Source organism: Marinibacterium profundimaris (genome assembly GCF_002210095.1).
GTDB lineage: Bacteria > Pseudomonadota > Alphaproteobacteria > Rhodobacterales > Rhodobacteraceae > Marinibacterium > Marinibacterium profundimaris.
Genome location: NZ_AQQR01000033.1, coordinates 1 through 21,396, shown reverse-complemented (window position 1 = coordinate 21,396; position 21,396 = coordinate 1). Strand labels below are relative to the sequence as shown.

The 21,396-nt window shown below is 67.6% G+C and carries 20 protein-coding genes and 1 riboswitch; of the genes, 7 read left to right on the top strand and 13 right to left on the bottom strand.

The genetic code is table 11. The annotated features are described in order from the left end of the window. Positions 1 to 45: 45 nt before the first annotated feature. Positions 46 to 1,212 carry a benzoate/H(+) symporter BenE family transporter gene (locus ATO3_RS27135; protein WP_088652910.1) on the bottom strand — a complete coding sequence of 389 codons (1,167 nt, stop codon included), beginning with the start codon at positions 1,210 to 1,212 and terminating at the stop codon, positions 46 to 48. A 190-nt stretch (positions 1,213 to 1,402) separates the two neighbouring features. Between ATO3_RS27135 and ATO3_RS27130 the strand changes: the two genes are divergently transcribed. The 3 genes from ATO3_RS27130 (at position 1,403) to ATO3_RS27120 (ending at position 4,443) form a co-directional block, all read left to right on the top strand. Next, positions 1,403 to 1,996 carry a helix-turn-helix domain-containing protein gene (locus tag ATO3_RS27130; protein WP_088652909.1) on the top strand — a complete coding sequence of 198 codons (594 nt, stop codon included), beginning with the start codon at positions 1,403 to 1,405 and terminating at the stop codon, positions 1,994 to 1,996. A 130-nt stretch (positions 1,997 to 2,126) separates the two neighbouring features. Further along, positions 2,127 to 3,500 (top strand): NAD-dependent succinate-semialdehyde dehydrogenase, encoded by a 1,374-nt coding sequence (locus ATO3_RS27125; RefSeq protein WP_088652921.1) that lies wholly within the window; start codon positions 2,127 to 2,129, stop codon positions 3,498 to 3,500. 88 nt (positions 3,501 to 3,588) lie between these two features. Continuing rightward, positions 3,589 to 4,443: an SDR family oxidoreductase gene (locus ATO3_RS27120; protein WP_088652908.1), complete on the top strand. Its 855-nt coding sequence runs from the start codon at positions 3,589 to 3,591 to the stop codon at positions 4,441 to 4,443. A gap of 81 nt (positions 4,444 to 4,524) precedes the next feature. Here the strand turns inward: ATO3_RS27120 and ligD are convergent, their stop codons facing one another. The 7 genes from ligD to ATO3_RS27085 all read right to left on the bottom strand — a co-directional run bounded on the left by ligD (position 4,525) and on the right by ATO3_RS27085 (position 13,913). Further along, positions 4,525 to 6,975: a DNA ligase D gene (gene ligD, locus ATO3_RS27115; protein ID WP_088652907.1), complete on the bottom strand. Its 2,451-nt coding sequence runs from the start codon at positions 6,973 to 6,975 to the stop codon at positions 4,525 to 4,527. Beyond that, positions 6,972 to 7,793 carry a non-homologous end joining protein Ku gene (ku, locus tag ATO3_RS27110; protein WP_088652906.1) on the bottom strand — a complete coding sequence of 274 codons (822 nt, stop codon included), beginning with the start codon at positions 7,791 to 7,793 and terminating at the stop codon, positions 6,972 to 6,974. Before ku ends, ligD begins: the two co-directional genes overlap by 4 nt. A 215-nt stretch (positions 7,794 to 8,008) precedes the next feature. Then, complete coding sequence (locus ATO3_RS27105) at positions 8,009 to 9,055, bottom strand: FecCD family ABC transporter permease (RefSeq protein ID WP_088652905.1); 1,047 nt, start codon at positions 9,053 to 9,055, stop codon at positions 8,009 to 8,011. Next, positions 9,052 to 9,987, bottom strand: coding sequence for an ABC transporter substrate-binding protein (locus ATO3_RS27100; protein ID WP_088652904.1), 936 nt, complete (start codon positions 9,985 to 9,987; stop codon positions 9,052 to 9,054). Before ATO3_RS27100 ends, ATO3_RS27105 begins: the two co-directional genes overlap by 4 nt. 31 nt (positions 9,988 to 10,018) lie before the next feature. Next, on the bottom strand, positions 10,019 to 10,801 hold the full coding sequence (locus ATO3_RS27095) for an ABC transporter ATP-binding protein (protein WP_088652903.1): 783 nt from the start codon (positions 10,799 to 10,801) through the stop codon (positions 10,019 to 10,021). A gap of 252 nt (positions 10,802 to 11,053) precedes the next feature. Beyond that, a riboswitch (cobalamin riboswitch) is annotated at positions 11,054 to 11,265 on the bottom strand. Positions 11,266 to 11,511: 246 nt separating this feature from the next. Next, on the bottom strand, positions 11,512 to 12,591 hold the full coding sequence (locus ATO3_RS27090) for a ParB/RepB/Spo0J family partition protein (protein WP_332888729.1): 1,080 nt from the start codon (positions 12,589 to 12,591) through the stop codon (positions 11,512 to 11,514). A gap of 14 nt (positions 12,592 to 12,605) precedes the next feature. Continuing rightward, on the bottom strand, positions 12,606 to 13,913 hold the full coding sequence (locus tag ATO3_RS27085) for an AAA family ATPase (protein ID WP_088652901.1): 1,308 nt from the start codon (positions 13,911 to 13,913) through the stop codon (positions 12,606 to 12,608). A 515-nt stretch (positions 13,914 to 14,428) separates the two neighbouring features. Between ATO3_RS27085 and ATO3_RS27080 the strand changes: the two genes are divergently transcribed. The 4 genes from ATO3_RS27080 (at position 14,429) to ATO3_RS27065 (ending at position 16,088) form a co-directional block, all read left to right on the top strand. Next, positions 14,429 to 15,121 carry a hypothetical protein gene (locus ATO3_RS27080; RefSeq protein WP_088652900.1) on the top strand — a complete coding sequence of 231 codons (693 nt, stop codon included), beginning with the start codon at positions 14,429 to 14,431 and terminating at the stop codon, positions 15,119 to 15,121. Positions 15,122 to 15,204: 83 nt separating this feature from the next. Further along, a complete protein-coding gene (locus tag ATO3_RS27075; RefSeq protein WP_088652899.1) occupies positions 15,205 to 15,447 on the top strand; it encodes a type II toxin-antitoxin system CcdA family antitoxin in 243 nt (80 codons plus the stop codon). Further along, positions 15,447 to 15,740 carry a CcdB family protein gene (locus tag ATO3_RS27070; RefSeq protein ID WP_233152346.1) on the top strand — a complete coding sequence of 98 codons (294 nt, stop codon included), beginning with the start codon at positions 15,447 to 15,449 and terminating at the stop codon, positions 15,738 to 15,740. The genes ATO3_RS27075 and ATO3_RS27070 overlap by 1 nt, the downstream gene beginning before the upstream one ends. A 165-nt stretch (positions 15,741 to 15,905) precedes the next feature. Then, complete coding sequence (locus tag ATO3_RS27065; protein ID WP_088652898.1) at positions 15,906 to 16,088, top strand: hypothetical protein; 183 nt, start codon at positions 15,906 to 15,908, stop codon at positions 16,086 to 16,088. Positions 16,089 to 16,355: 267 nt separating this feature from the next. On the opposite strand, the gene ATO3_RS27060 is transcribed toward ATO3_RS27065, so the two are convergent. The 5 genes from ATO3_RS27060 to ATO3_RS27040 all read right to left on the bottom strand — a co-directional run. After that, entirely contained in the window at positions 16,356 to 17,621 is a 1,266-nt protein-coding gene (locus tag ATO3_RS27060; RefSeq protein WP_233152345.1) for a sulfatase-like hydrolase/transferase, read from the bottom strand. A gap of 170 nt (positions 17,622 to 17,791) precedes the next feature. Beyond that, positions 17,792 to 18,790, bottom strand: a complete 999-nt coding sequence (locus ATO3_RS27055; protein WP_088652896.1) for a c-type cytochrome — start codon at positions 18,788 to 18,790, stop codon at positions 17,792 to 17,794. Further along, positions 18,787 to 19,359: a cytochrome c oxidase assembly protein gene (locus ATO3_RS27050; RefSeq protein WP_088652895.1), complete on the bottom strand. Its 573-nt coding sequence runs from the start codon at positions 19,357 to 19,359 to the stop codon at positions 18,787 to 18,789. Before ATO3_RS27050 ends, ATO3_RS27055 begins: the two co-directional genes overlap by 4 nt. Continuing rightward, positions 19,356 to 19,760 (bottom strand): hypothetical protein, encoded by a 405-nt coding sequence (locus ATO3_RS27045; protein ID WP_088652894.1) that lies wholly within the window; start codon positions 19,758 to 19,760, stop codon positions 19,356 to 19,358. The genes ATO3_RS27050 and ATO3_RS27045 overlap by 4 nt, the downstream gene beginning before the upstream one ends. After that, positions 19,757 to 21,396 (bottom strand): cbb3-type cytochrome c oxidase subunit I (locus tag ATO3_RS27040; RefSeq protein ID WP_198963363.1); only part of this gene is annotated, 1,640 nt, incomplete at its 5' end. The genes ATO3_RS27045 and ATO3_RS27040, both read right to left, overlap by 4 nt.

Here is a 21,396-nt window from a genome sequence, read left to right as displayed (position 1 = left end):
TTCATGAAATTTACATAAGTCTCATTACGGGCGCTTTCCGGCGCCTCAGCCGGCCACCCGTCGCGGGCGCAGCACGAAGGCCGTCAACCCGCCCAGCACAAGCGCCCAGACCGGCGCGCCGATGTTGAGGAAGGTGATCCCCGACACCGTGGTCATGAAGGTGACAACCGCCGCCTCCCGCTGCCCCGGATCCGCCAGCGCGGTGCTCAGCGCGCCCGAGATCGTGTTCAAGAGCGCCAGCCCGGCGATCGTCACGACCAAAGCCTGGGGCGCGATCAGGAACAGGCTGATGACCGCCGCGCCCAGCAGGCCCACGATGCAATAGACCACGCCCGTCACCACCCCCGCCTTCCAGCGCGTCGCGGGGTCCTCGTCCGCCTCCGGCCCGGCGCAGATCGCCGCGGTGATGGCCGCCAGGTTGAAGGCATAGCCGCCGAAGGGCGCCAGGATCAGCGTGGTCAGCCCCGTGACGGTGATTGCGGCCGAGACCGGCGGCCGGTAGCCCGCCGCCTTCAGCGTCACGACACCGGGCATGTTCTGCGACGACATGGTCACGATATACAGCGGCAGCGCGATGCCGATCGCGGCGGTCAGCGTGAACTCCGGCAGCGTAAGGACCGGCTTAGCCAGGGTGAAGGTGAACGTCGCGCCCGTGTCGAAGGCCCCGGTCGCCAGGCAGAACAGGATGCCCACCAGCAGCACTGCCGGAATGGTGAACCGCGCGAACCAGCGCCGCCCGGCCAGGTAGGTGGCGCACATGGTGGCGACCAGCGGCAGGTTGTCCTCCATCGACGAGAACACGCCCAGACCGAAGCGGAACAGGATCCCCGCCAGCATCGCGCTGCCGATGGCATCCGGGATCAGGTGGGCGACCTTCTCGAACCACCCTGTCACCCCGGTCAGCGTCAGCAGCGCGCCGCAGACCAGGAAGGCGCCGGTCGCCTCGGGCAGCGACACGCCGTCAAGGCTGAGTACCAGCAGCGCCGCCCCGGGCGTGGACCAGGCGGTGAGGATCGGCATCCGGAACCTGAGCGACAGAACCAGCGTCGACAGGCCCATCCCCAGCCCGAGAACGAGCATCCAGCTGTTGGCCTCGGCCTGCGTCAGGCCCAGCACGTCGATCGCCTGGAAGATGATCGCGACGCTGCTTGTATAGCCCAGCAGGACCGCGATGGCGCCGGATACGACGTGGGAAAGCTTCAATCCTGACATGGGGCCTGACATGGGGTGTCCGTGGGTCTGCGGTGAGGCGCCCGCGCGGGACGCAAAGGGTTTGAACGGGACGCCATGCGTGCGCTATAACGGCCATGGCCGTCATAACGCACGGACGCTATAACGCACAAGAGGGTTTCTGCCCGCGGCATCCGCACGCGGCACGCGGCAGGCCCGGACAGGATGATCCATGACCCCCAAGGCCACCACCGACACCGCGATCCCGAAGGTGACGCTCAGGGCGGTCCGGACCCGCGCCGGGCTGAGCCTGGCGCAGGCGGCCGAGGTCACCGGCGTCAGCAAGGCGATGCTGGGTCAGATCGAACGCGGCGAATCCTCGCCCACGCTGATCACCCTGTGGAAGCTGGCCAAGGGGTTCCACCAGCCGCTGAGCGCCTTCATCGAGGGGCTGGACCCGGCCGCCCCCCACCGCCTTGCCCCGGCCAGCCGGGTGCGGTTCGACGACAGCATCAGCTTCGACACGCTGTTTCCCTACGATCCCGCCTTCGGGTCGGAAACCTTCCTGATCCACCTGCGGCCGGGGCAGACCCATGTCTCGCATCCCCATGACGATGGCGTGGTCGAGGATATCTTCGTGACACGAGGGGCCGTCGAACTGAAGCTGGACGGCCGCTGGACCCGCTATGACACGGGCCAGGCGGTGCGTTTCCGGGCGGATCGGCCGCACAGCTACCGCAATCCCGGGGACGGCCCGGCACAGTTCCACAACACGATCCACTATCCCGGCACCGGCCTTGGCGCGGGTCCCGACCGGGATGGATGACCCCCCTGGCCGGGCCGCCCGTTCCGGCACGACGGATGGTTCCGTAGCGTAGCCGTGACCGGCCGAACGGAAACATTCCCGCCCTCCCCTCGTTGAGCCTGCAACAGATTCAACGAACATGGAGGCTTCGATGGCCAGTCCGATCACGACGATCAACCCCGCCACCGGCGAGACCCTCGCCACCTACGACCTGATGACCGACGCCGAAGCGCGCGAGGCTGTCGAACGCTGCCATGCCGCCTTCGAGGCCTGGCGGCAGGAGCCGCTTGAGGCGCGCGCCAAGGTGATCTCTGCCATCGGGCAGGCGCTGCGCGACAGCAAGGAAGACTTCGCCAGGCTGATGACCGACGAGGTCGGCAAGCTGATCGGCGACAGTCGGCAGGAGATCGAGCTTTGCGCCGCGATCTGCGATTACACCGCCTCTGCCGGCCCGAAGGAACTGGCCGACGAAGAGCGCGAGATCCAGGGCGGCACCGGCGTCATCACCCATGCGCCGATCGGCGTGATCTACGGCATCCAGCCGTGGAACTTCCCCTGTTACCAGGCCGTGCGTTACACCATCGCCAACCTGATGGCGGGCAACGGCGTGCTGCTCAAGCATGCCGCGAACTGCACCGGCAGCGGGCTGTTCCTGCGCGACGTGATGGACAAGGCGGGCCTGCCCCAGGGGCTCTTTTCGGTTCTGGTGATCGACCACGACCAGTCGAACGCCATCATCGCACATGAGCTTGTCCGCGGCGTGACCCTGACCGGCAGCGACGGCGCCGGCAAGATCGTGGCCGAGCAGGCGGCCAAGCACCTGAAGAAGACGGTGCTCGAACTGGGCTCGAATGATGCCTATATCGTGCTGGACGATGCCGATCTGGACATGGCCGTCGAGACCTGCGTCGCCGGGCGGATCTTCAACAACGGCCAGACCTGCGTGAACGCCAAGCGCTTCGTCGTGACCGAAAAGAACTATGACACCTTCGTCGAGCGGTTCACCGAGAAGATGCGCGCCATCGAAATGGGCGACCCCTATGACGACGCCACGGGCCTGGGCCCGATGTCGCGCGACGACCTGCGCGACAAGCTCGACGACCAGGTCCGCAAAAGCGTCGACAACGGCGCGCGCGTGCTCTGCGGCGGCGAGGTGCCGAACCGCAAGGGGGCGTGGTATCCCGCAACCGTGCTGGTGGATGTCGCCCCGGGTCAGCCGGCCTACGAGGACGAGCTGTTCGGCCCGGTCGCCTCGGTCATCCGCGCCAGGGACGACGAGGACGCGATGCGCATCGCCAACGACAGCCGCTACGGCCTTGGCGGGGGCATCTTTTCCCGCGATGCCGAAAGGGCCCGCAAGCTGGCCTCGCAGCATTTCGACACCGGCATGGTCAGCATCAACGGCTACAACATCGCGATGCCGAACATGCCCTTCGGCGGCGTCAAGGATTCCGGCTACGGGCGCGAGCACGGCGGCTACGGGATGAAGGAATTCGTCAACGTCAAGTCGCTCTACATGGCGTGACGCCCGCGCCCCCGCAGACCAAGACCGCGGCGGCCCCGCATATGCCGGACGCCGCGGCGCGACGAGACTGCCACCAAGGAGAAACGACATGAACCATCCCAAGCCCCCCTTCCCCGAACAGCCCCAGTCCCTGCCGGGCGACACCGACCGGATGGACCCGCGCCCGGATCATGGCGAGGACAGCTACAAGGGCTCCGGCAAGCTGACCGGCATGGCGGCGCTGATCACCGGCGCCGACAGCGGCATCGGCCGCGCCGTCGCGCTGGCCTATGCCCGCGAGGGCGCCGACGTCATGATCTCGTACCTGGACGAGCACGACGACGCGAACGAGACCCGCGCCCTGGTCGAGAAGGAAGGCCGCCGCGCCTATGTCATGCCCGGCGATATCCAGGACGCCGAGCACTGCCGCACGCTGGTGCGCGACACGCACGAGGCATTCGGGCGGCTCGACATCCTGGTGAACAACGCGGCGCACCAGATGCATGTCGACACGATCGAGGACATCACCGACGAAGAGTGGGAGACGACCTTTCGCACCAACATCCACGCGATGTTCTATCTCTGCAAGGCGGCGGTGCCGGTCATGGAAAAGGGCGGGTCGATCATCAACACCGCATCGGTCAATTCCGCCCGGCCCAACCCCGGCCTGCTTGCCTATGCCACGACCAAGGGCGCGGTCCGGAATTTCACCAATGGCCTGGCCCAGATGCTGGCGCCGCGCGATGTGCGCGTGAACTGCGTTGCGCCCGGCCCGGTCTGGACACCGCTGATCCCCGCGACCCTCCCGGCCGAGTCGGTGGCGCATTTCGGCGAAAGCAATCCGATGGGCCGGCCGGCACAGCCCGCCGAGCTGGCGACCGCCTATGTCATGCTGGCCGATCCGCTGTCGAGCCACACCAACGGCGCGACGGTGGAGGTCACCGGTGGCATCCCGATGATGTGACGGAGCCAGACGCCGCCGGACCGCCGGGCGCCAAAGACCCGGGGGCATCCGGCGGTGGCAAGGGGTCAGGCATTGCAGGGCTCAGCCCTGGGACCATGTCTCCAGCGCATCGACGGCCGTGGCCCCCACCCCGGACGCGTCGGCCGCGTCCAGGGGGCAGGACCGCGACAGGCGGTCGGCCATGTCGCCGATGTGGAACCCGTCCGGCCGCTCCAGCCGCGCAAGTTCGTCCCAGGTGACCGGCACCGCGACCGCCGCACCGGGCCGGGCCCGCAGGGAATAGGGCGCGATGGCGGTGGCGCCGCGTTCGTTGCGCAGCCAGTCGATGAATATCCTGCCCTTGCGCTTGGCCTTCGACATGGTCGCGGTGTAGCGGTCGGGCGCGCGCCCGGCGAGCACGGTGGCGAAGGTCCGGGCGAAATAGGTCACCGTTTCCCATTCCGAGATGCGGCGCAGCGGCACGATGACATGCACGCCCTTTCCGCCGGTGACCATCGGCACGCTTTCCAGGCCACAGGCCTGCAGCCCGTCGCGCACGTCCTCCGCCGCCGCCTTCACCGCGTCAAAGCCCAGGCCCTCGTCGGGATCGAGGTCGAAGACCATCCTGTCGGGCCTCTCGATCCGGTCGCGGCGGGCGCCCCAGATGTGGAATTCCAAAGTGCCCATCTGCGCCGCACCCAGAAGGCCCTCGGGTCGGGTGACATACATGTAATCCTCTGTCCCGCCGTCCTTTTCCTCGATCGGCAGGGTCTTTATCCCGTCGGGAAAGTCCTTGCCGGCGTGTTTCTGGAAAAAGCAGTCGCCCGACAGGCCGTCGGGGCAGCGCAGCAGGGACAGCGGGCGATCCGCGATGTGCTCCAGCATGCGCCCGGCCACGCGCGCGTAATGCTCCGCCACATCCCCCTTCGAAATCTCGTCGTCGGGGTAGACGACGCGCCCACTGCTCGAGATCCGCACGCCTCCGATCTGCCGGTCGTCGTCTTCGGTCCCGCTGTCGGTCCCGGCTTCCGCCTCTGCACTCACGTCACGGGCCTCCTTGTCTTCGCGCAGGCCCTCATAGACCCCATGGCGGATCCGGCCCTCGCTGGTGAATTCGGTATAGGCAACCTCGACCACCAGCTTCGGCGTGACCCAGCGCGACCCCTCCGCCTCCGACGGCAGGTCCTCGTCGAAGGGTGCGGTCTTGCGCGACAGCGGCTTCAGCGCCGCCATGAGATCATCGAGGTCCTGCTGGTCGAACCCGGTCCCCACGCGGCCCCGGTAGACAAGCCGGTCGTGTTCGAAACTCCCCAGGACAAGAGAGGAAAACGCCCTGCCCCGCTTGTCCGAGGGCGACCAGCCGGCGACGACGAATTCGGCCCGGCGGATGCACTTGGCCTTGATCCAGCTTTGTCCGCGCCCGCCGCGATAAGGCGCATCCCGGCGCTTCGAGACGATCCCCTCGCCCCCCGCCTCGCAGATCGCGGCAAGGGCCGCCGCGCCGTCCCCGTCGATCACCGGGCTCAGCCGCAACGGCCCGCGCGGCGGCTGGTCGCGCAACAGATCCTCAAGGACCGCTCGACGTTCCGACAGGGGCTTGCCGGTCAGGTCATCGCCATCAAGCGCAAGAAGGTCGAAGGCGTGGAAGGTCAGCGGATCGCCCGCCTTCAGCGCCGTTTGCAGCGCCGAGAAATCGCCGCCCCCTGCCCCGGCGATCACCTCGCCGTCGATCAGCGCCGACCGGCAGTCCAGCGTCGCCGCCGGGGCGCAAAGCGCGCCGAACCGGTCCGACCAGTCCTTGCCGTTGCGGGTGTAAAGCCGAACGCCGCCCTTGCCCACGGCGATCAGGCAGCGATAGCCGTCGAACTTGGCCTCGTGCTGCCATCCGTCGCCCTCGGGCGGGGCGTCGCGCAGCGTGGCAAGCTGCACCTTGCGAAAGCGCGGCAGCGGCTTGTCGTGCGGGACCGGCTCATAGGGGTCCCTTCCCTGCCGGATCGCCCGCATCGCACGGCCCGTAGAAACACTGGTCCGGTGTTTGTTGGTCAGCGCGTCGGCGCTGCGCCCCGCATGGCTGTCGCGCTCCTTGATCAGAAGCCAGTTGTCGCGCGTCTCGCCCTTCTTGCGGCGCATCCGCACCAGCGCCCAGCCGCCCCTCATGCGCGTGCCGTGCAGGCGAAAATGCAGCTTGCCCGCCTTCAGCCCCTCCTCGGGATCATGCAGCGGCTCCCACCATCCGGTGTCCCACAGCATGACGGGGCCGCCGCCGTATTCCCCCTCGGGGATCGTGCCCTCGAAATCGCCGTAGGACACCGGGTGATCCTCGGTGCGCACCGCCAGCCGCTTCTGCGACGGGTCGGCGGACGGCCCCTTTGTCACCGCCCAGGACAGCAGCACGCCGCCCCATTCCAGCCGGAAATCGTAATGCAGGCGGCTGGCATCGTGTTTCTGCACCGTAAAGGACAGCCGGTTGCCGCCGGCCTCGACCAGGGCGGCGCGCGGCTCGGGCGTGACGTCGAAATCGCGCTTCTTCTCGTAGGCGTCGAGCGATCTCATGATGCCTTCTTCCGGCGGCCCGAGCCGCCCTTGCCCTGCTTGAGGCTTTTCTTCAGCGCATCCATCAGGTCGACGACGTTTTCGCCCTCCCCGCCGTCGTCCTCCGGCGCCTTGGCGCGCGGCGTCTTCTTGTTCTTCATCTTCGCCGCGATCAGATCGCGCAGCGCCGAGGCGTAATGATCCTCGAAGGCCGAGGCATCGAAGGGCGCGGTCTTCTTCTCGATCAGCTGGGTCGCGACCTCCAGAAGCTCCTCGTCCGAGGCCTCGTCCTCGATCCCGGAAAACAGCGGATCGGCGTCGCGGATGTCCTTCTCGTAATGCAGCGTTTCCATCAGCAGCCCGTCGCCGCAGGGGCGGATCGCGCAAAGGTATTCCTTGCCCCGCATGGTCAGCTGGCCAAGCCCCGCCTTGCCGGTGCTGCGCAGGGCGTCGCGGATCACGCGATAGGCATCCTCGGCCAGCTCGTCCGAGGGCACCACGTAATAGGGCCGGTCGAACCAGATCGGGGCGATTTCGCGGGTCTCGACGAACTGCACCAGCTCAAGCGTCTTGCGAGTTTCCAGCTTGATGGCGTCGATCTCGTCCTTGTCCAGAAGGATGTAATCGCCGTCGTCCGTCTCGTAGCCCTTCATGATGTCGTCGGTCTCGACCGGCCCGACACCCTTGACCGTCTTCTGGTAGCGGACGGGTTTGCCCGAAGGCGCGTGGATCTGGCGGAACGACACCTTGCCCGAGGCGTTCCGGGCCGAGTGGATCTCGACCGGGATGGACACCAGCGACAGCCGCAGCTGCCCTTTCCAGACTGCGCGCGATGCCATGATCGTTGCCTCCTCGGTCCGCTTGGAGATGTGCCTTACACATCCAACGCGCAACGGGTCGACTGGTTTCACCGGCCCGATCCGGGCCCCGGCTGAAACGATCCTCCGCGCACCCAGGTGATCCACCGGGGCCCGTGCGAAGGTCCCGGCCGCAACAACATTGCGACCGGGTCAGTCCCTTGTTTTCAAACGTCTATGGTCTCCGCCAGACCCGGTCAGCTGCGCCGGCTCAGCAGCCAGACGAAGAACGCCCCGCCGATCAGCCCGGTGACAATTCCGATCGGCAGGTCGTCGGGCTTCATCACCGTCCGCGCCGCGATATCCGCCCAGACCAGGAAGATTGCCCCGATCAGGGCCGAAAACGGCAGGACGCGGGCGTAATCCCCGCCGACCAGCATCCGCACGATATGCGGGACCATCAGGCCGACGAACCCGATGATGCCCGAGAACGCCACCATGCAGCCGGTCAGCAGCGCGCCGACGAAGAACACCGCCAGCCGGAACCGCGCCACCGGGATCCCCAGGGTCGAGGCGGTCTCGTCCCCCATGGTCATCGCGTTCAGCCGCCGGCTTCGCGACATCAGCCAGGCGCCGCATCCGATCAGAACCACCAGCGGATAGATCAGCTGATCCCACTGCGCCAGGCCAAGGCCGCCCAGCATCCAGAAGATCACCGTGTGGATCGCGCGCGGATCGCCAAGGTAAATCAACAGGTTGCCGCAGGCCATCACGATGAACGACACGGCCACGCCGGCCAGCACCAGCCGGTCGGCGCCGGTGGACCGGGTGGCGCTGGTGATCCCCAGCACCAGCAGGGCCGTGGTCATGGCCCCGGCAAAGGCCAGCAGGGGCACCGTCAGCAATCCGATGAACAGGCCCGTATGCAGCAGCGCCAGGATCGCGCCAAAGGCGCCGCCGGCCGAAATCCCGAGAAGATGCGGATCGGCCAGCGGGTTGCGCGTGACCGACTGCAGGCTGGCGCCCACCAGCGACAGCCCGGCGCCGACCATCGCCGCCAGCAGCGCGCGCGGCAGGCGGATGTCCCAGACGATGGCCGACTGGCCCGTGCTCCAGGAGGGCTCGATCAGGCCGGGCAGGATCCGGTCGGCCACCACGCCCCAGACCGTGCCCAGCGGCACCGTCACCGCCCCCACGCTGACCGCGACCGAGATCGACATGATCACGGCGGCCAGCCCCAGAACCGACAGCGACGGCAGGACAAACGCGCGGCGCGCGGGGACCGAGACGGCGCGATCCGTCATTCCGCCCGGAACCCTTCGGCCAGCTTGCGCACGGCGCGGATGTTGCGGGGGCCCGGCGTCGCCTCGACGTAATCCAGAACCACGAACCGGTCGTTCTTCACCGCGTCAAGATCGGCGAAGGCCGGCGTTCCCATCATGAAGGCGCGTTTCTGTTCGGCCGTGACCTCGCCGTAATCGACGATCACGATCACCTCGGGGTTGCGCTCGATCACTGGTTCCCAGTTTACCGTGCCCCAGCTTTTCTCGAAATCCTTCATGATGTTGGTGCCCCCGGCGGCCTCGATCAACGCGTTCGGCATGGCATAGCGCCCGGCGGTGAAAGGCGTGTCCTCGCCGCTGTCGTACACGAAGACGCGCGGCGCGCGGTCCAGCGGTGGCAGATCGGCAAGGACCGCGTCAAGATCGGCCCTGTAGCCATCGACCAGCGCCTGCGCCCGGTCGGGCACACCGAAGATCGCGCCAAGGTTCAGCAGGTCGTTGTACATGTCGTCCATGCTGGCCTCGGGCTTGTCCATGATATGGATGCAGCTTTCGGTTAGCTCGTAGACCTGGATGCCGAAGGGCTTCAGCGTCTCGGGCGTGACCTCGCCGCCGACGCGCATGCCGTAGTTCCAGCCGGCAAAGTAGAAATCGGCCCCTGCCCCCAGCAGCACCTCTTTGGAGGGGTATTTCTCGGCCAGTTCCGGCAGCGCGCCGATGCCTGCGCGCATTTCCTCGTCGATCTTGTTCCAGCCGTTGATACCGGTGAAGCCGACCATGTGGTCGGTCAGCTCCAGCGCCAGCATCATCTCGGTCAGGTTGATGTCGTTCGACACGGCCGCTTGCGGCGGCGCGTCGAAGGTGACCTCGCGGTCGCAGCTTTGCACGGTGACGGGATCGGCCAGCGCGGGGGTGACGGCGACAAGGGCAAGCGAGGTGATCAGGTATTTCATGAAGCGGGCCTTTCCGGCGCGGTAGTGATGGTCATAGGTGAAAGGTCAGATGCGCATCGCCGCTGGGCTTCAGCGACTGGCGGTGCACGCGGACGCCGAAGGCACGGGCGATCAGCTCTTCGGTCAGGACATCGTCGGGGCGGCCGCAGGCCATCAGCTGCCCGCCGGCCAGAACCAGCACCTCGTCCGCCACCCGGGCGGCCAGGTTGATGTCATGCAGGCTGGTGATGATCGTGGGGCCAAGATCGCGCATCAGCGCCAAAAGCTCCAGCTGGTGTCGGATGTCCAGGTGGTTGGTCGGCTCGTCCAGGATCAGAAGGCGCGGGTTCTGCGCCAGCGCCCGGGCCACCATGACCCGCTGGCGCTCGCCGCCCGAGAGCGATCCGAACAGCCGGTGCGCGAAGCCGGCAAGCCCCAGCCGCGCCAGCGCATCGCGCACGATGGCCGCGTCGGCCTCGCCGCCGCTGGCGCTGGCCGGCAGGTGCGGGGTGCGGCCCAGGGCCACGATCTCGCCCACGGTCAGGGCAAAGTCGGTCGGCTGCTCCTGCAGGACGACCGCGACCGACCGCGCGACCTCGCGCGCGGACAGCGCCCAGATGTCCGCCCCGTCCAGCAGGACCCGCCCGGACGTGGGCCGCAGGTAGCGGTAAAGCAGCCGCAGCAGGGTCGACTTGCCCGCCCCGTTCGGCCCGACAACGGCCAGGATCCGGCCCGCGCCCACCCCGAAGGTGGTCGGCTGCAAAAGCGTCAGGCCCCGTTTCGGACCCCAGCTCAGCCCCTCTGCCTGCAAGGTGGCGGCGTGCGGTGCGGTCATCCCGCCCGTCCCTGTGCCGGGCGCGCCGCTGCCGGCTCAGGCCGCGTGACAGCCCAGCGACCGGCGATGCAGGACGGAAACGAGCCGGGAATGGCCCGAGATGGCTTTGCCCGACCGGCCGGGCTGTCGTTGCTGTGTTCCATGGTTCCGGCGCCCTCCGCGCGACCGCGGGGAGGAAAAGGAACGCATGACACTTTGCGGCTGTCGCCGTCGTACCATTTCGGACCTCCTGCCGGAGCACCCCGCCCGGTCAAAGTTGATGTCACGATGGCAGGTCTCCTGACTCGCGGGTCACGGCTTGCCCGAGCCTTCCCGACCATGTCTGGCCAGTGGGTCTCCCGGGGTCGCTCACCGCTCACAGTTGCGGGGGCAGTCGCGGAATTGGCGCCCTTGGACGCCGCACCGCATTCCCTTTTCATCCGGAAATGCAGACCATCCCGGACACCATCCCGTGCAATAGACCGGGTCGCGGGCCTTTGGTCAAGCCGCAACCCGACGGATGGGTCCTGGGATCTCAAACCTGTCTTCATCGCGGTGCTGCCGGTTCGTCTCTGCGCGTGTGTGTAATGTTATAACATTACATATCCTCACATCGGCAGTGCAAGCAGGTTTTGGGGGCCAGGCGTCCTGCGCCACGGCCCCCGATTCAAGTACGTTAAGACATTGATATATAATGGTAAAAGGTCTGCGCCGCTGGGTCGCCCCCTGCCCTATTCGTCCTCCAAAGCCTTAAAGAACGCCGCCACCGCGCGTTCCAGGCTGTGTCGATCGACCGACGAGAAATCCAGGTCGTGCCGCAGCTCCAGCCGTCCGTCCGAGGCGTTGCACCGTGCGACACCGGTGTCCACCGGCACCTGGAAGGTCGTCTTGGCCTGCCGGGGCTTGGCGGGCTTCGCAGCCGCAGTCTTACCCGTGGGTAAGGTCCCCTCCCCTTCGCCCAGGAACCCGCGCAGGATCTCGACCTCCTGCGCCGCGTCCCGCTCGGGCGCGGAACGCAGCGCGGTCGAGATCCGGGCAACCAGCCCGTCGTCGTTGTCCATCCGGCGTTTCAGCTCCACGCCCAGGTTGCGCGGGATCTCCTGCGGGAACATCAGCACCTTGTCGAGCCGCGCAAGCAGTTCGGCAAAGGCGCGGATATAGCTGCGCTTGGTGTAGCTGGCCGATTTGAACAGCTGCGCGACGGCCTCCGACACCTCGGCGCAGTCGTTCGCCGGATCCTCGGCATAGCGCCGCGCCAGCGTCGCCATCTCGGCAAAGGAGATATCCTTGCGGATCAGGTTCTCGTCCACCATCCGCCGATAGCTCAGCTGCGTCTCGGCCTCCTGCGCGCCGATGCCGGCGGGGATCCTGGCAAAGCGATCCTCGCCGGTTTCCTCCAGCAGCGCGCGATAGGCCTGCAGCCGCCGCATGCCCTGCACCAGCTCGAACCGGCCGTCCTCGCGGCGTTCCAGCCGCACGGGGTTCGACAGGCCGATCTCGCGGATCGATCCCTTCAGTTCGTCCAGCTCTTCGTCCGGGCCGGGCTTGCGGTCCCGCACCAGGCGTTCGGTCACGATCTGGTCCAGCGGCACCCGGTCGACGATCAGACCGGCGCGCTTGAGCTCCACGAATTCCAGCGCCAGCCTGTCGTTTTCGGCCCGGATGCTGTCTTCGGCCGCCTGCCGGTCGCGCAGCGATCCCGCGTTTTCCGAGATCGCCGCCGCCATCGGACCACGCCGCGACGGCACGATCGTCTCGGGCGCCTTGCCGACCGGAATGCTGTCCACGTCGGGCACGTCGATGTCGAACATCCTGCGTTTCCTGCTCATTCCCCTGCCTCCATTTTCTCCCAGGCGCCGTGGACCGAGGCGCGAAATTCGTCATAGGCATTATCGAAGGTGGACCGGGCGCGGCGCCAGGTCTCGCGTGTCATCTCGCGGTAATCCATCTCGTAGACCGAGCTGAGGAACCGCCCCGATTGTTCGACCGCGCGGGTCATCTCGACCGGGTTGTCGGTCACAAGATCACCGAACACCTTACGAAAGGCTTCCAGCATCGCACGGTGCAATTCGTTGCCGGGCTCGTACCGGGTCAGCAGGAAGCGGATGTCGTAGAACGCCTTGGGCAGCGCGATCTTACCCGTGGGTAAGGTCCCGTCGAACCCGTAGGAGAGATCTTCGAGCGCCTCGGACAGCTGGCCGATGAAGGAGGTGGTGCTGTCGTATTCCCAGTAGCCGGGCCCCGACGGGATATACAGCACGTCGGCCGCGAAGACCGCGTTCATCGACTGGTAGCCGATGGCCGGCGGGCAGTCGAAGACGATCAGGTCATAGCTTTCGTCCGGGATCTGATCGAGGTACCGCGACACGGCGGCGAAAAAGGACCAGTCCGGGTTCAGGTGGCGATACTGGGCGCTGGCGAATTCGACGAAGGCGGCATTGGCGCAGGAGGGGATCGCGTCGATCGTGGGCCAGGAGGTCGGCTTTATGAAATCGTCGATCCGCAATTCGCCCAGGCCAAGGCCGGTGATCGCCTCGGGCAGGTGGCGCTGGGGCAGGGCGGTGCCGCTCTCGGCACCGACAGGGCCGCGGTTCATCCGCTCCGTCTCGCGGATCAGGTCGCGGGCCATGATGCCCCAGACGGTATGTTCCTCGGACACGTCGGTCAGGCCCATGGAATGGCTGAGCGTGGCCTGCGGATCGAAATCGACGACCAGAACCCGGTACCCGTCAAGCGCCGCGGCATGGGCGAAATGCAGCGCCACGGTGGACTTGCCGGCGCCGCCCTTGAAATTGGCCACCGCCGCGCGCACCGCGCGCTTGCCGGCGGGACGGGTGGGCATCAGGCTCTTGCGGTTGATCTTGAGCCGGCGGCGCAGCTCGTTGATCTCTTCCAATGAGAACCAGCGCTGCCGCCCGTCCGGCTCGACCTCGCCGGCGGGCAAAGAGGGATCGGCGGCCAGCTTGCCGCGGAACGTGCTCTGGTTCACCTTGAAGATCAGCTCGGCCACCTCCCAGGACGAAAACCGCCTGAGCGTCTTCTTCAGCTCGGGGGAAAAGGTCTGCTGCCGGATCCAGCCCTGCAGTTTCAGCGACTGGTTCTGCAGCGTGCCGAGATCCTCGTGGGTATACATGCCTGCCTCCATGATATGCCGGACGTTGTTTCGCCTCGTTTCCGCATTTACGCCGGATTTGCGTTCTCTGTAAAATGAAATAATCTGAAACGGGTGTCTTACCCGTGGGTAAGACCGGCGCCGGAAATTGCCGGATCTTTCAAGAGGCCGCGCGATTCGCCCGCCGTCGCGGGCGGCCCTGTCCTTGGTCGCCGGGATCCTGCCGGACCCACCACAGATGGGGGGACACCACCGGCCGCGGCTCGAGGTCTTGGGGGGACATCACGGCCCGTTGGGGGGACAGCCTGACCGTCCCCCATCACCATTATCTTCACCGAATTCATTTTGAATTGGGGAAGGGGATGCGGTGGCCAAGGGTCTGATCCGGCACGCCTCTTGACAGAATCGCGCTCTTGGACGCTAATTGGGCTCAAGTCCGGAAAAGCGTTGGGGCAGGGGCTGCCCCCGGGTCCAGCGCCGATCATAACCGGATACCGAGGCGGGGTTGACCCCGGACACATCGAGCGGAGCCAAGGATGCTGGCGACACGGGCGGTCGGGCGCAATGCCGCGGCCATGAAGTACGATATCCTCTCGGCGCTTGGCGCGCATGCCCTGTCGGGTGACAAGCACCGGCAGAGGATGGTTTTGCGCGTCATGATCCTGGTGACGACCCGCTACAACTGGCAAAGCGGCGAACTGTCGATCGGACGGGCCGAGATCGCGCGGCTGTGGTCGGTGGACGAACGCACCGTCAAGCGCGAGCTGGCAAAGCTGCGCGCCGCCGGCTGGCTGCGGATCAAGCGCGCCCCGGCGAAGGGGCGGGTGACGGTCTACGAGATCGACTTCGACCAGGTGCTGTCGGACACCCGCGCGGTCTGGGACAGGCTGGGTCCGGATTTCGCGGACCGGCTTGGCGCGGCGCCGGCGCCCGAACCCGAGGCCGATCCGACGGTGGTGCCGTTCCAGCGGCCCGCGCCGGCGGCAGAGCCGGGCGACGACACATGGACCCGGGTGCTGCGGATGCTGGCCGAGCGCGACGCGGCCACCGCGCGGGTCTGGTACGCGCAGCTGACCGAGGTGGAGGTAAGCGACGGCGTCGCGGAACTGGTCGCGCCCAGCCGGTTCGTGGCCGACTACGTGCGCACGCACCTGACCGCGCAGCTGCTGGCCGGGTTCCGGCGGGTCGATCCCGCGATCCGGGCGGTCAAGATCGGGTGTTCGGCATGACGCGGGCAGGGGGGCCATCGGCATGTGAGCTTGCGATACACACCGGCGATGTGTATCCTTGTGGGCAAGCAGGAGGGACCGCCATGCCCCGAGCCGCCGAGAAGCAGCGGACCAACATCACCGTCGACGCCCGGATCCTGTCGGAGGCGCGGGCGCTGGATCTGAACGTCTCGGCCATAAGCGAGGCGGCGCTGGAGCGTGCCGTGCGCGAGGCCGCCGCGCGCAGCTGGGCCGAGCAGAACGCCGCCGCGCTGGACGAACGCCGCGCCTGGATCGCCGCGCAGGGCGCGCCGCTGGCGGCCTGGCAGGTGCTGAAGACCGACTGATGCAATTCCACGCCTATCGCCTGCCGGGCGGGCCTCTGGTGCTCGACCTGCAATCGGACCTGATGGACACCGGCACGCGCCTCGTGGCCCCCCTGGTGCCCGTGGGCGAGGGGCCAAGCCCGCTGACCCGGCTGGAACCGATCCTGGAGATCGACGGCACGGCCCAGGTCCTGCACACGGCAGAGATGGCGGCCGTGCCCTCGCACCTGCTGAAGGCGCCGCCGGTGGCCGACCTGCGCGACAGGGATTACGAGATCCGCGTCGCCCTGGACATGGTGTTCTCGGGGTTCTGAGCGCCGCCCATCGGGGCAGGGGAGGGGGCCAGAGGTTGCACGATGGCCCCCCGGACCCCAGATTTGAGGGGTCAGCGTGGCAGCCCGGGCCGGGTCTGTGACATTCAGGCGGCCCGCCCGGCGTGGCTGGCTGACCAGATCACGGATCAACGGGAGGACACACAGATGGAACGGACCAAGATCAGCGAATATGCCCGCGCCCTGCTGGATGTGCATGGCGACAAGGCCGAGTTCGAGGCCGCCCAGAAAGCCAAACAGCTGGAAGATGCGAACAACGCGCAGGAGGCCGAGACCTGGCGCGCGGTGCAATTGTCGATCCGCGAAATGCGCGGTGCCCGGCAGAGCTGAGGCAGCCGGGGCCGGGCCAATGCGCGCCCGGGCCGGCTTTGCGAGACCCCGGAAGACGAAGACGGGGGCCACCTGCGGCCCTCGTCCGGTCGCGCCCCGACCCGTAAGGGTCGGGAAGCGGGCTGGCCGACGACCTGAGAGGTTAGCGGCCCTGACCTTCGGCACGACCAGCTATCGGACCAGATCAGAAGGGCGGCCTGAACGCGGCCGACCTTATTTTCACGCGCGCATTCAGCGTCATGCCGGACCGGGGCAAACGCCCCAGCCTTACTGCCGCGGTTTGTTGATGAACTCTTCCACGACATTCGACATGTCGAAGGACGAACCGCCCTGCACCGGCGGGTATTCGGCAAGCGATTGCAGGTGTTCGGTCATCAGCACGTTCATCGGCTGGAAAAGCCACGAGATCTTTTGCAGAAGATGCGCCTGGGCGTCGAGACCATCGTAGCTCTCGTAGGGATCGGCCCGCAGGTTATACATGGGCGGAAAGGTCTGCGACTGGATCGGTGCGTAGTAATCCTCCTTGGTCGAGAAGTGCATCTTCCAGGGGCCCATGCGAACGGCCATCAGCCGGCTTTCGTAATAGTGGAAGATGTGCTGCCGCGCGGAGGCGTCCGTGTCTCCTGTCCAGTATGGCAGGTTGTTCACCCCGTCGATGTACTGGTCCATCTCTTCCCGGACCCAGGCGACCGGGTCTTCGATGCCCGCCGCAACCGCAAGCGTGGTGAACATGTCCTGATGCGCCTGCATGCCGTTGAGCGTCACGCCTGCGGGCAGGACGCCGGGCCAGCGGATCGCGGATGGCACCCGGACGCCACCTTCGTAGGTGGTCATCTTCTCGCCCCGGAACGGTGTCGTGCCACCATGCGGCCAGTGCGAATGTTCCGGGCCGTTGTCGGTCGAATACCACACGATCGTATTGTCGCTTAGACCCTGCTCTTCGAGCCAGTCGAGCACCCGGCCGATGTCATTGTCGTGCTCGATCATGCCGGAGCCGTAGTAATCATATTCCGAGGTATATTCCTCGGCGAGATAGCGCGATTCCTCGCTCAGGCGGGTGTAAAGGTGCATCCGGCTGGTATTCAGCCAGACGAAAAAGGGCGCGTCGGCTTCCTGCGAGGCCGCCATGAAATCCAGCGCCTTTGGAATCATCTCGTCGCTGTCGAAGGTTTTCATCCGTTCCTGGGTCAGCGGACCGGTGTCTTCGATGGTCTGATAGCCGACCACGCCAAAGCGTTCGCTTTCGGTGTCGTCGAAGGTCTCGGTGGCAAAGCTGTGCAATACCCCACGGGTGCCGAACTGTTCCTCGTAGGCTTCGAGCGAGCCGGCATATTGTTCGGCAAACCTCTGGTAGTCGCGTTGCTCGGATTCCTCCTGGGTATTGAGGTGATAGAGATTGCCGAAGAATTCGTCGAACCCGTGCACTGTCGGCAGATGCTCGTTTCGGTCGCCCAGATGGTTCTTGCCGAACTGGCCCGTGCGATATCCTTCGGCCTTGAGCACCTCGGCCAGGGTCGGGCTTTCGGCCTGCAATCCCAGCGGTGAGCCGGCCTGTCCTCCGACAAGGCCCGGTTGCAGGCTGCCTTTGGCCGGGTGCGGGTGGACAAACCGGCCGGGTGATCGCGATGGCCTGAGGCCGGTCCCCGACCGGATCGGGGAAATCCGCAGCGCCGGGTCGGACGGGCCTGCCCTCCGACACCGGCTCAGGGACGGCGAGAGGCGAAATAGGCTGCCAGCGCGCGGATCCCGTCCTCGTCCAGCGCGCGCGAGGCGGCCTGCATGAGCGGATCGTGGTCGAGGATCCCGTCGCGCCAGAGCCGCAGCTGGATCTCGAGATAGGGTTGACGCTGACCGTCCAGCACGGGGCCGCGCGCCGGGGCGGGGCCGTCGTGGCAGGCGAGGCAGGCGGGTATGTCACGCGTGCCGGTGCGGGCCAGCGCCGCGCCGCGTGCGGCCAGCGCGGGGTCCGGGACCGGCATCGGGGCGCGGTCGGGCCGTGCGGCGAAGGCGCGGGCAAGGGGGGCCAGGCGGTCGCGCGGGACAAGGCTGGCGGCCTGGGCCATGATGCCGCCGTGCCGGGTGCCGATGAGATAGGCCTGCAGCTGCGCCTCGATATAGGCCGGGGACAGGATGTCGAGCCGGGGCACGCGGCCGCCGATCCGGGTGTGGCAGCTGGCGCAATAGGCCTGCGGATCGGTCTCGGGGGGCATGCGCGGGGCAGGCGGGGCCGTCCCGGAGCGGATCGCCACCAGGTAGGCGACGACGGACCAGACCTCGTCGGCGCGGCCTTTCGCGGGCCAGGCGGGCATGCCGGACATCTTCACGCCGTTCTCGACAATCCAGTGCAGCTCGTTCGGGGCCCAGTCCCCGATCGCCTCGCGAAGCCGGGGCGGGGCCGGGGACATGGCGCGCATCGTGGCGTTGCGGCGGGTGTCGGGCGTGGCGTGGCAGGGGGCGCAGGCGGTGGCGACATGGCCGGCGCCAAGGGCGATCAGCTCGGGGTCGGCCAGGTCGGGCGCCGTTTCCATCGAAGGCGCGCGCAGCCGGACGGAGTTGCGGAAGGTCGTGTGCAGGACCCAGCTGACGCCGGGCAGGTGGCCGACCTGGGCCGAGACATTGTAAAGCCCGAAGCCCACGACAGCCGCCGCCCCTGCAAGGCCGAGGCCGGCGAGCACGGCAAGGGTCAGCAGAACCTGTCTCATGCGGTTCCCCGGTCGCGCAGTGCCAGCCCGGTCAGCGCCAGCCCGGCGCCAAGATAGACCGGCGTGCCGATGGCCAGCATCAGCATGCCCCCGATCTGCTGGCCGGCGAGGTCCGGCGCCGTGCCGCAGATCGCGGCATAGAGATCGCGCGGCGCCAGCACGATCAGCGCGCCCAGCAGCGTCATGTGCATCGAGGTCAGCAGCAGCCCGCCCGCCCCGGCCAGCGGCCGGTCGGCGCGCAGGCAGCCGGCCCAGGTCAGGAGACCGACGGCCAGAAAGCTGGCCTGTTCCGCCAGGAAGCCCGGCGGCGCGGTGCGGCCCGCCCCGTGGGCGGCGGGCAGGTGCCAGCCCCAGACCACGACGAACTCGGCCACGGCGGCGGCCAGCGGCGGCACCGCCAGGCGCGCCGTCAGCCCGGGCAGGCCCAGCACGATCAACGGCGCGGCCAGTGCCACCAGCGTCATGTGGCGCAGCATATGCGCGGCGAAGTCCGGCATCATCGCCTGCAGCGGCAGGACCCAGATCGCCGCCAGCATCGCCAGCCCGGGCAGAAGCAGCGCCGGTCTCATCTGCACCCCCCGATCATCACCAGCGGCAGCGAGACGAAGACAACCCCGAGAAAGGCGATGATCGCCAGCAGGAAGGCTGCATGGCCCAGGAAATGATGCCGGTCCTCGGCCCGGCCGTGGCGGTCGATGGCATCGCCGGTCTTGCGCGGGTTCCACTGGTGCCAGGCGCGCCAGCCGATCCAGGCAACGCCCAGCAGGGCGCCCGCGCTGAAGATCAGCAGGCCGCTGCGCACCGCCGTGTAATCCCAGCCCTTGGCGCAGGTCACGGCGACCAGCCCGTAGCAGACCACGAAATGCAGCGCCCAGGCCAGCGGCCCCAGCGTGATGGTCCAGAGCCGGGACTGCTCCTCGGCGAATTCCGCCGCGTCCTCGCAGGGGCGGGGGGCGTGATCTTCGGTCATAGCACCCCCGGGCTCAGGCCCATGACGGCGCAGGTGACCAGCACCGACAGGGCGTGGAAATGCCAGTAGAGCGAGACGTTCCAGATGTCGGCGTCATAGCGCGGCGTGAGCTTGCCGAAGAGCATCCCGGCCAGGCAGTACAGCTGCATGATGACGCCGACGCCGGCATGGACGGCGACCCAGATCGCCAGCGCCCAGAGCACCGCCGGATAGACATGGGTCGAAGGTTCGAGCCCCAGCACGGACCCCATCAGCGCCGCCGCCCCGCCAAGGGCCGCCAGCGGCGCGACGGCAAGGCAGGCGCGGGCGGCCCCGGTGCGCGCCGCGCGGTTGAGTTGCCGCGCGCCCACCGTCAGGGCCCAGGAGAGGCTCAGCAGCGCGGCGGCCAGCGCCACCAGCCCCGGCGCGGCATGCAGCGCGCCCTGGGGCGGGAAATCGGGGCTGGCGGTCCAGTAGAAGAAGAAGCCGAAGACCAGCGAGGCAAAGGCCGTGGCATCGCCCAGCATGGTGATCCAGACCGCCCACCAGCCGACCGAGGCCGGCCCCGAGGCATAGGTGGGCAGGGTCAGGCCCAGGCCCGCGTCCTTCGACGGCGCCTCGGGCGGGCGCGCGGTCGAGGTCCAGAGCCACCAGATGATGCAGCCGATGGCCAGCACCACGCAGAGGATCGCCGGCGGATACCAGTGGAACGTGGGAAAGATGAAGGCCCCGCCGGTGAAGAGCGCGGCGAGATGGGTGATCCAGGCCGGCCCGGTGACCCGCTGCACCTGTACCGGGCGCGCATCGATGACCGAGGTCACCAGCGTCTCGCGCAGCCCTTCCTCGGCATCGGGCAGGTAGTAGCGGCCGGCGTCCATCCTTTCCACGATCTTCGGCTGGTCCCAGAGCGGGTAGCGCGACGTGACATGCGGGATCGAGCGCACGCCCCAGGCCTGGTCGGGGATGTCGTGGCTCCATTCCAGGGTGCCGGCGTCCCAGGGATTGCGGTCAAGCGGCGGCTGGCGATGCTTGGGTCGGACAAGGTCCCAGACGAAGACCGCGAAGCCCGCGGCGATGATGAAGGCGCCCACGGTCGAGACCAGGTTCAGCCCGTCCCAGCCCAGACCGGTGGGATAGGTGTAGACCCGGCGCGGCATGCCCCAGAGCCCGGTCAGGTGCATCGGCAGGAAGGTCAGGTTGAAGCCGATGAAGATCAGCCAGAAGGCACGGCGGCCAAGCGTCTCGGACAGTTTCTTCTTCTGGATGAAGGGGAAGAAGTAATAGACCCCGGCGATCACCGGGAAAACCATGCCGCCGAACAGGGTGTAATGCAGGTGGGCGACGATGAAATAGGTGTCATGCGCCTGGAAATCGAAGGGCGCCAGCGCCAGCATCACGCCGGTCAGCCCGCCCATGGTGAAGATCGCCAACGCGCCCGCGATCCAGAGCATCGGCAGGCTGGGCTTTACCCGGCCGGCCATCAGCGTGGCCAGAAAGGCGAAGATCTGAATGCCGGTGGGGATCACCACCGCCTCGGACGCGGCCGAGAAGAAGCCCAGAGAGATCGACGGCAGCCCGGTGGTGAACATGTGGTGGACCCAGAGCCCGAAGCTGAGGAACCCGGTGCCCACGGCCGACAGCACGATCCAGGAATAGC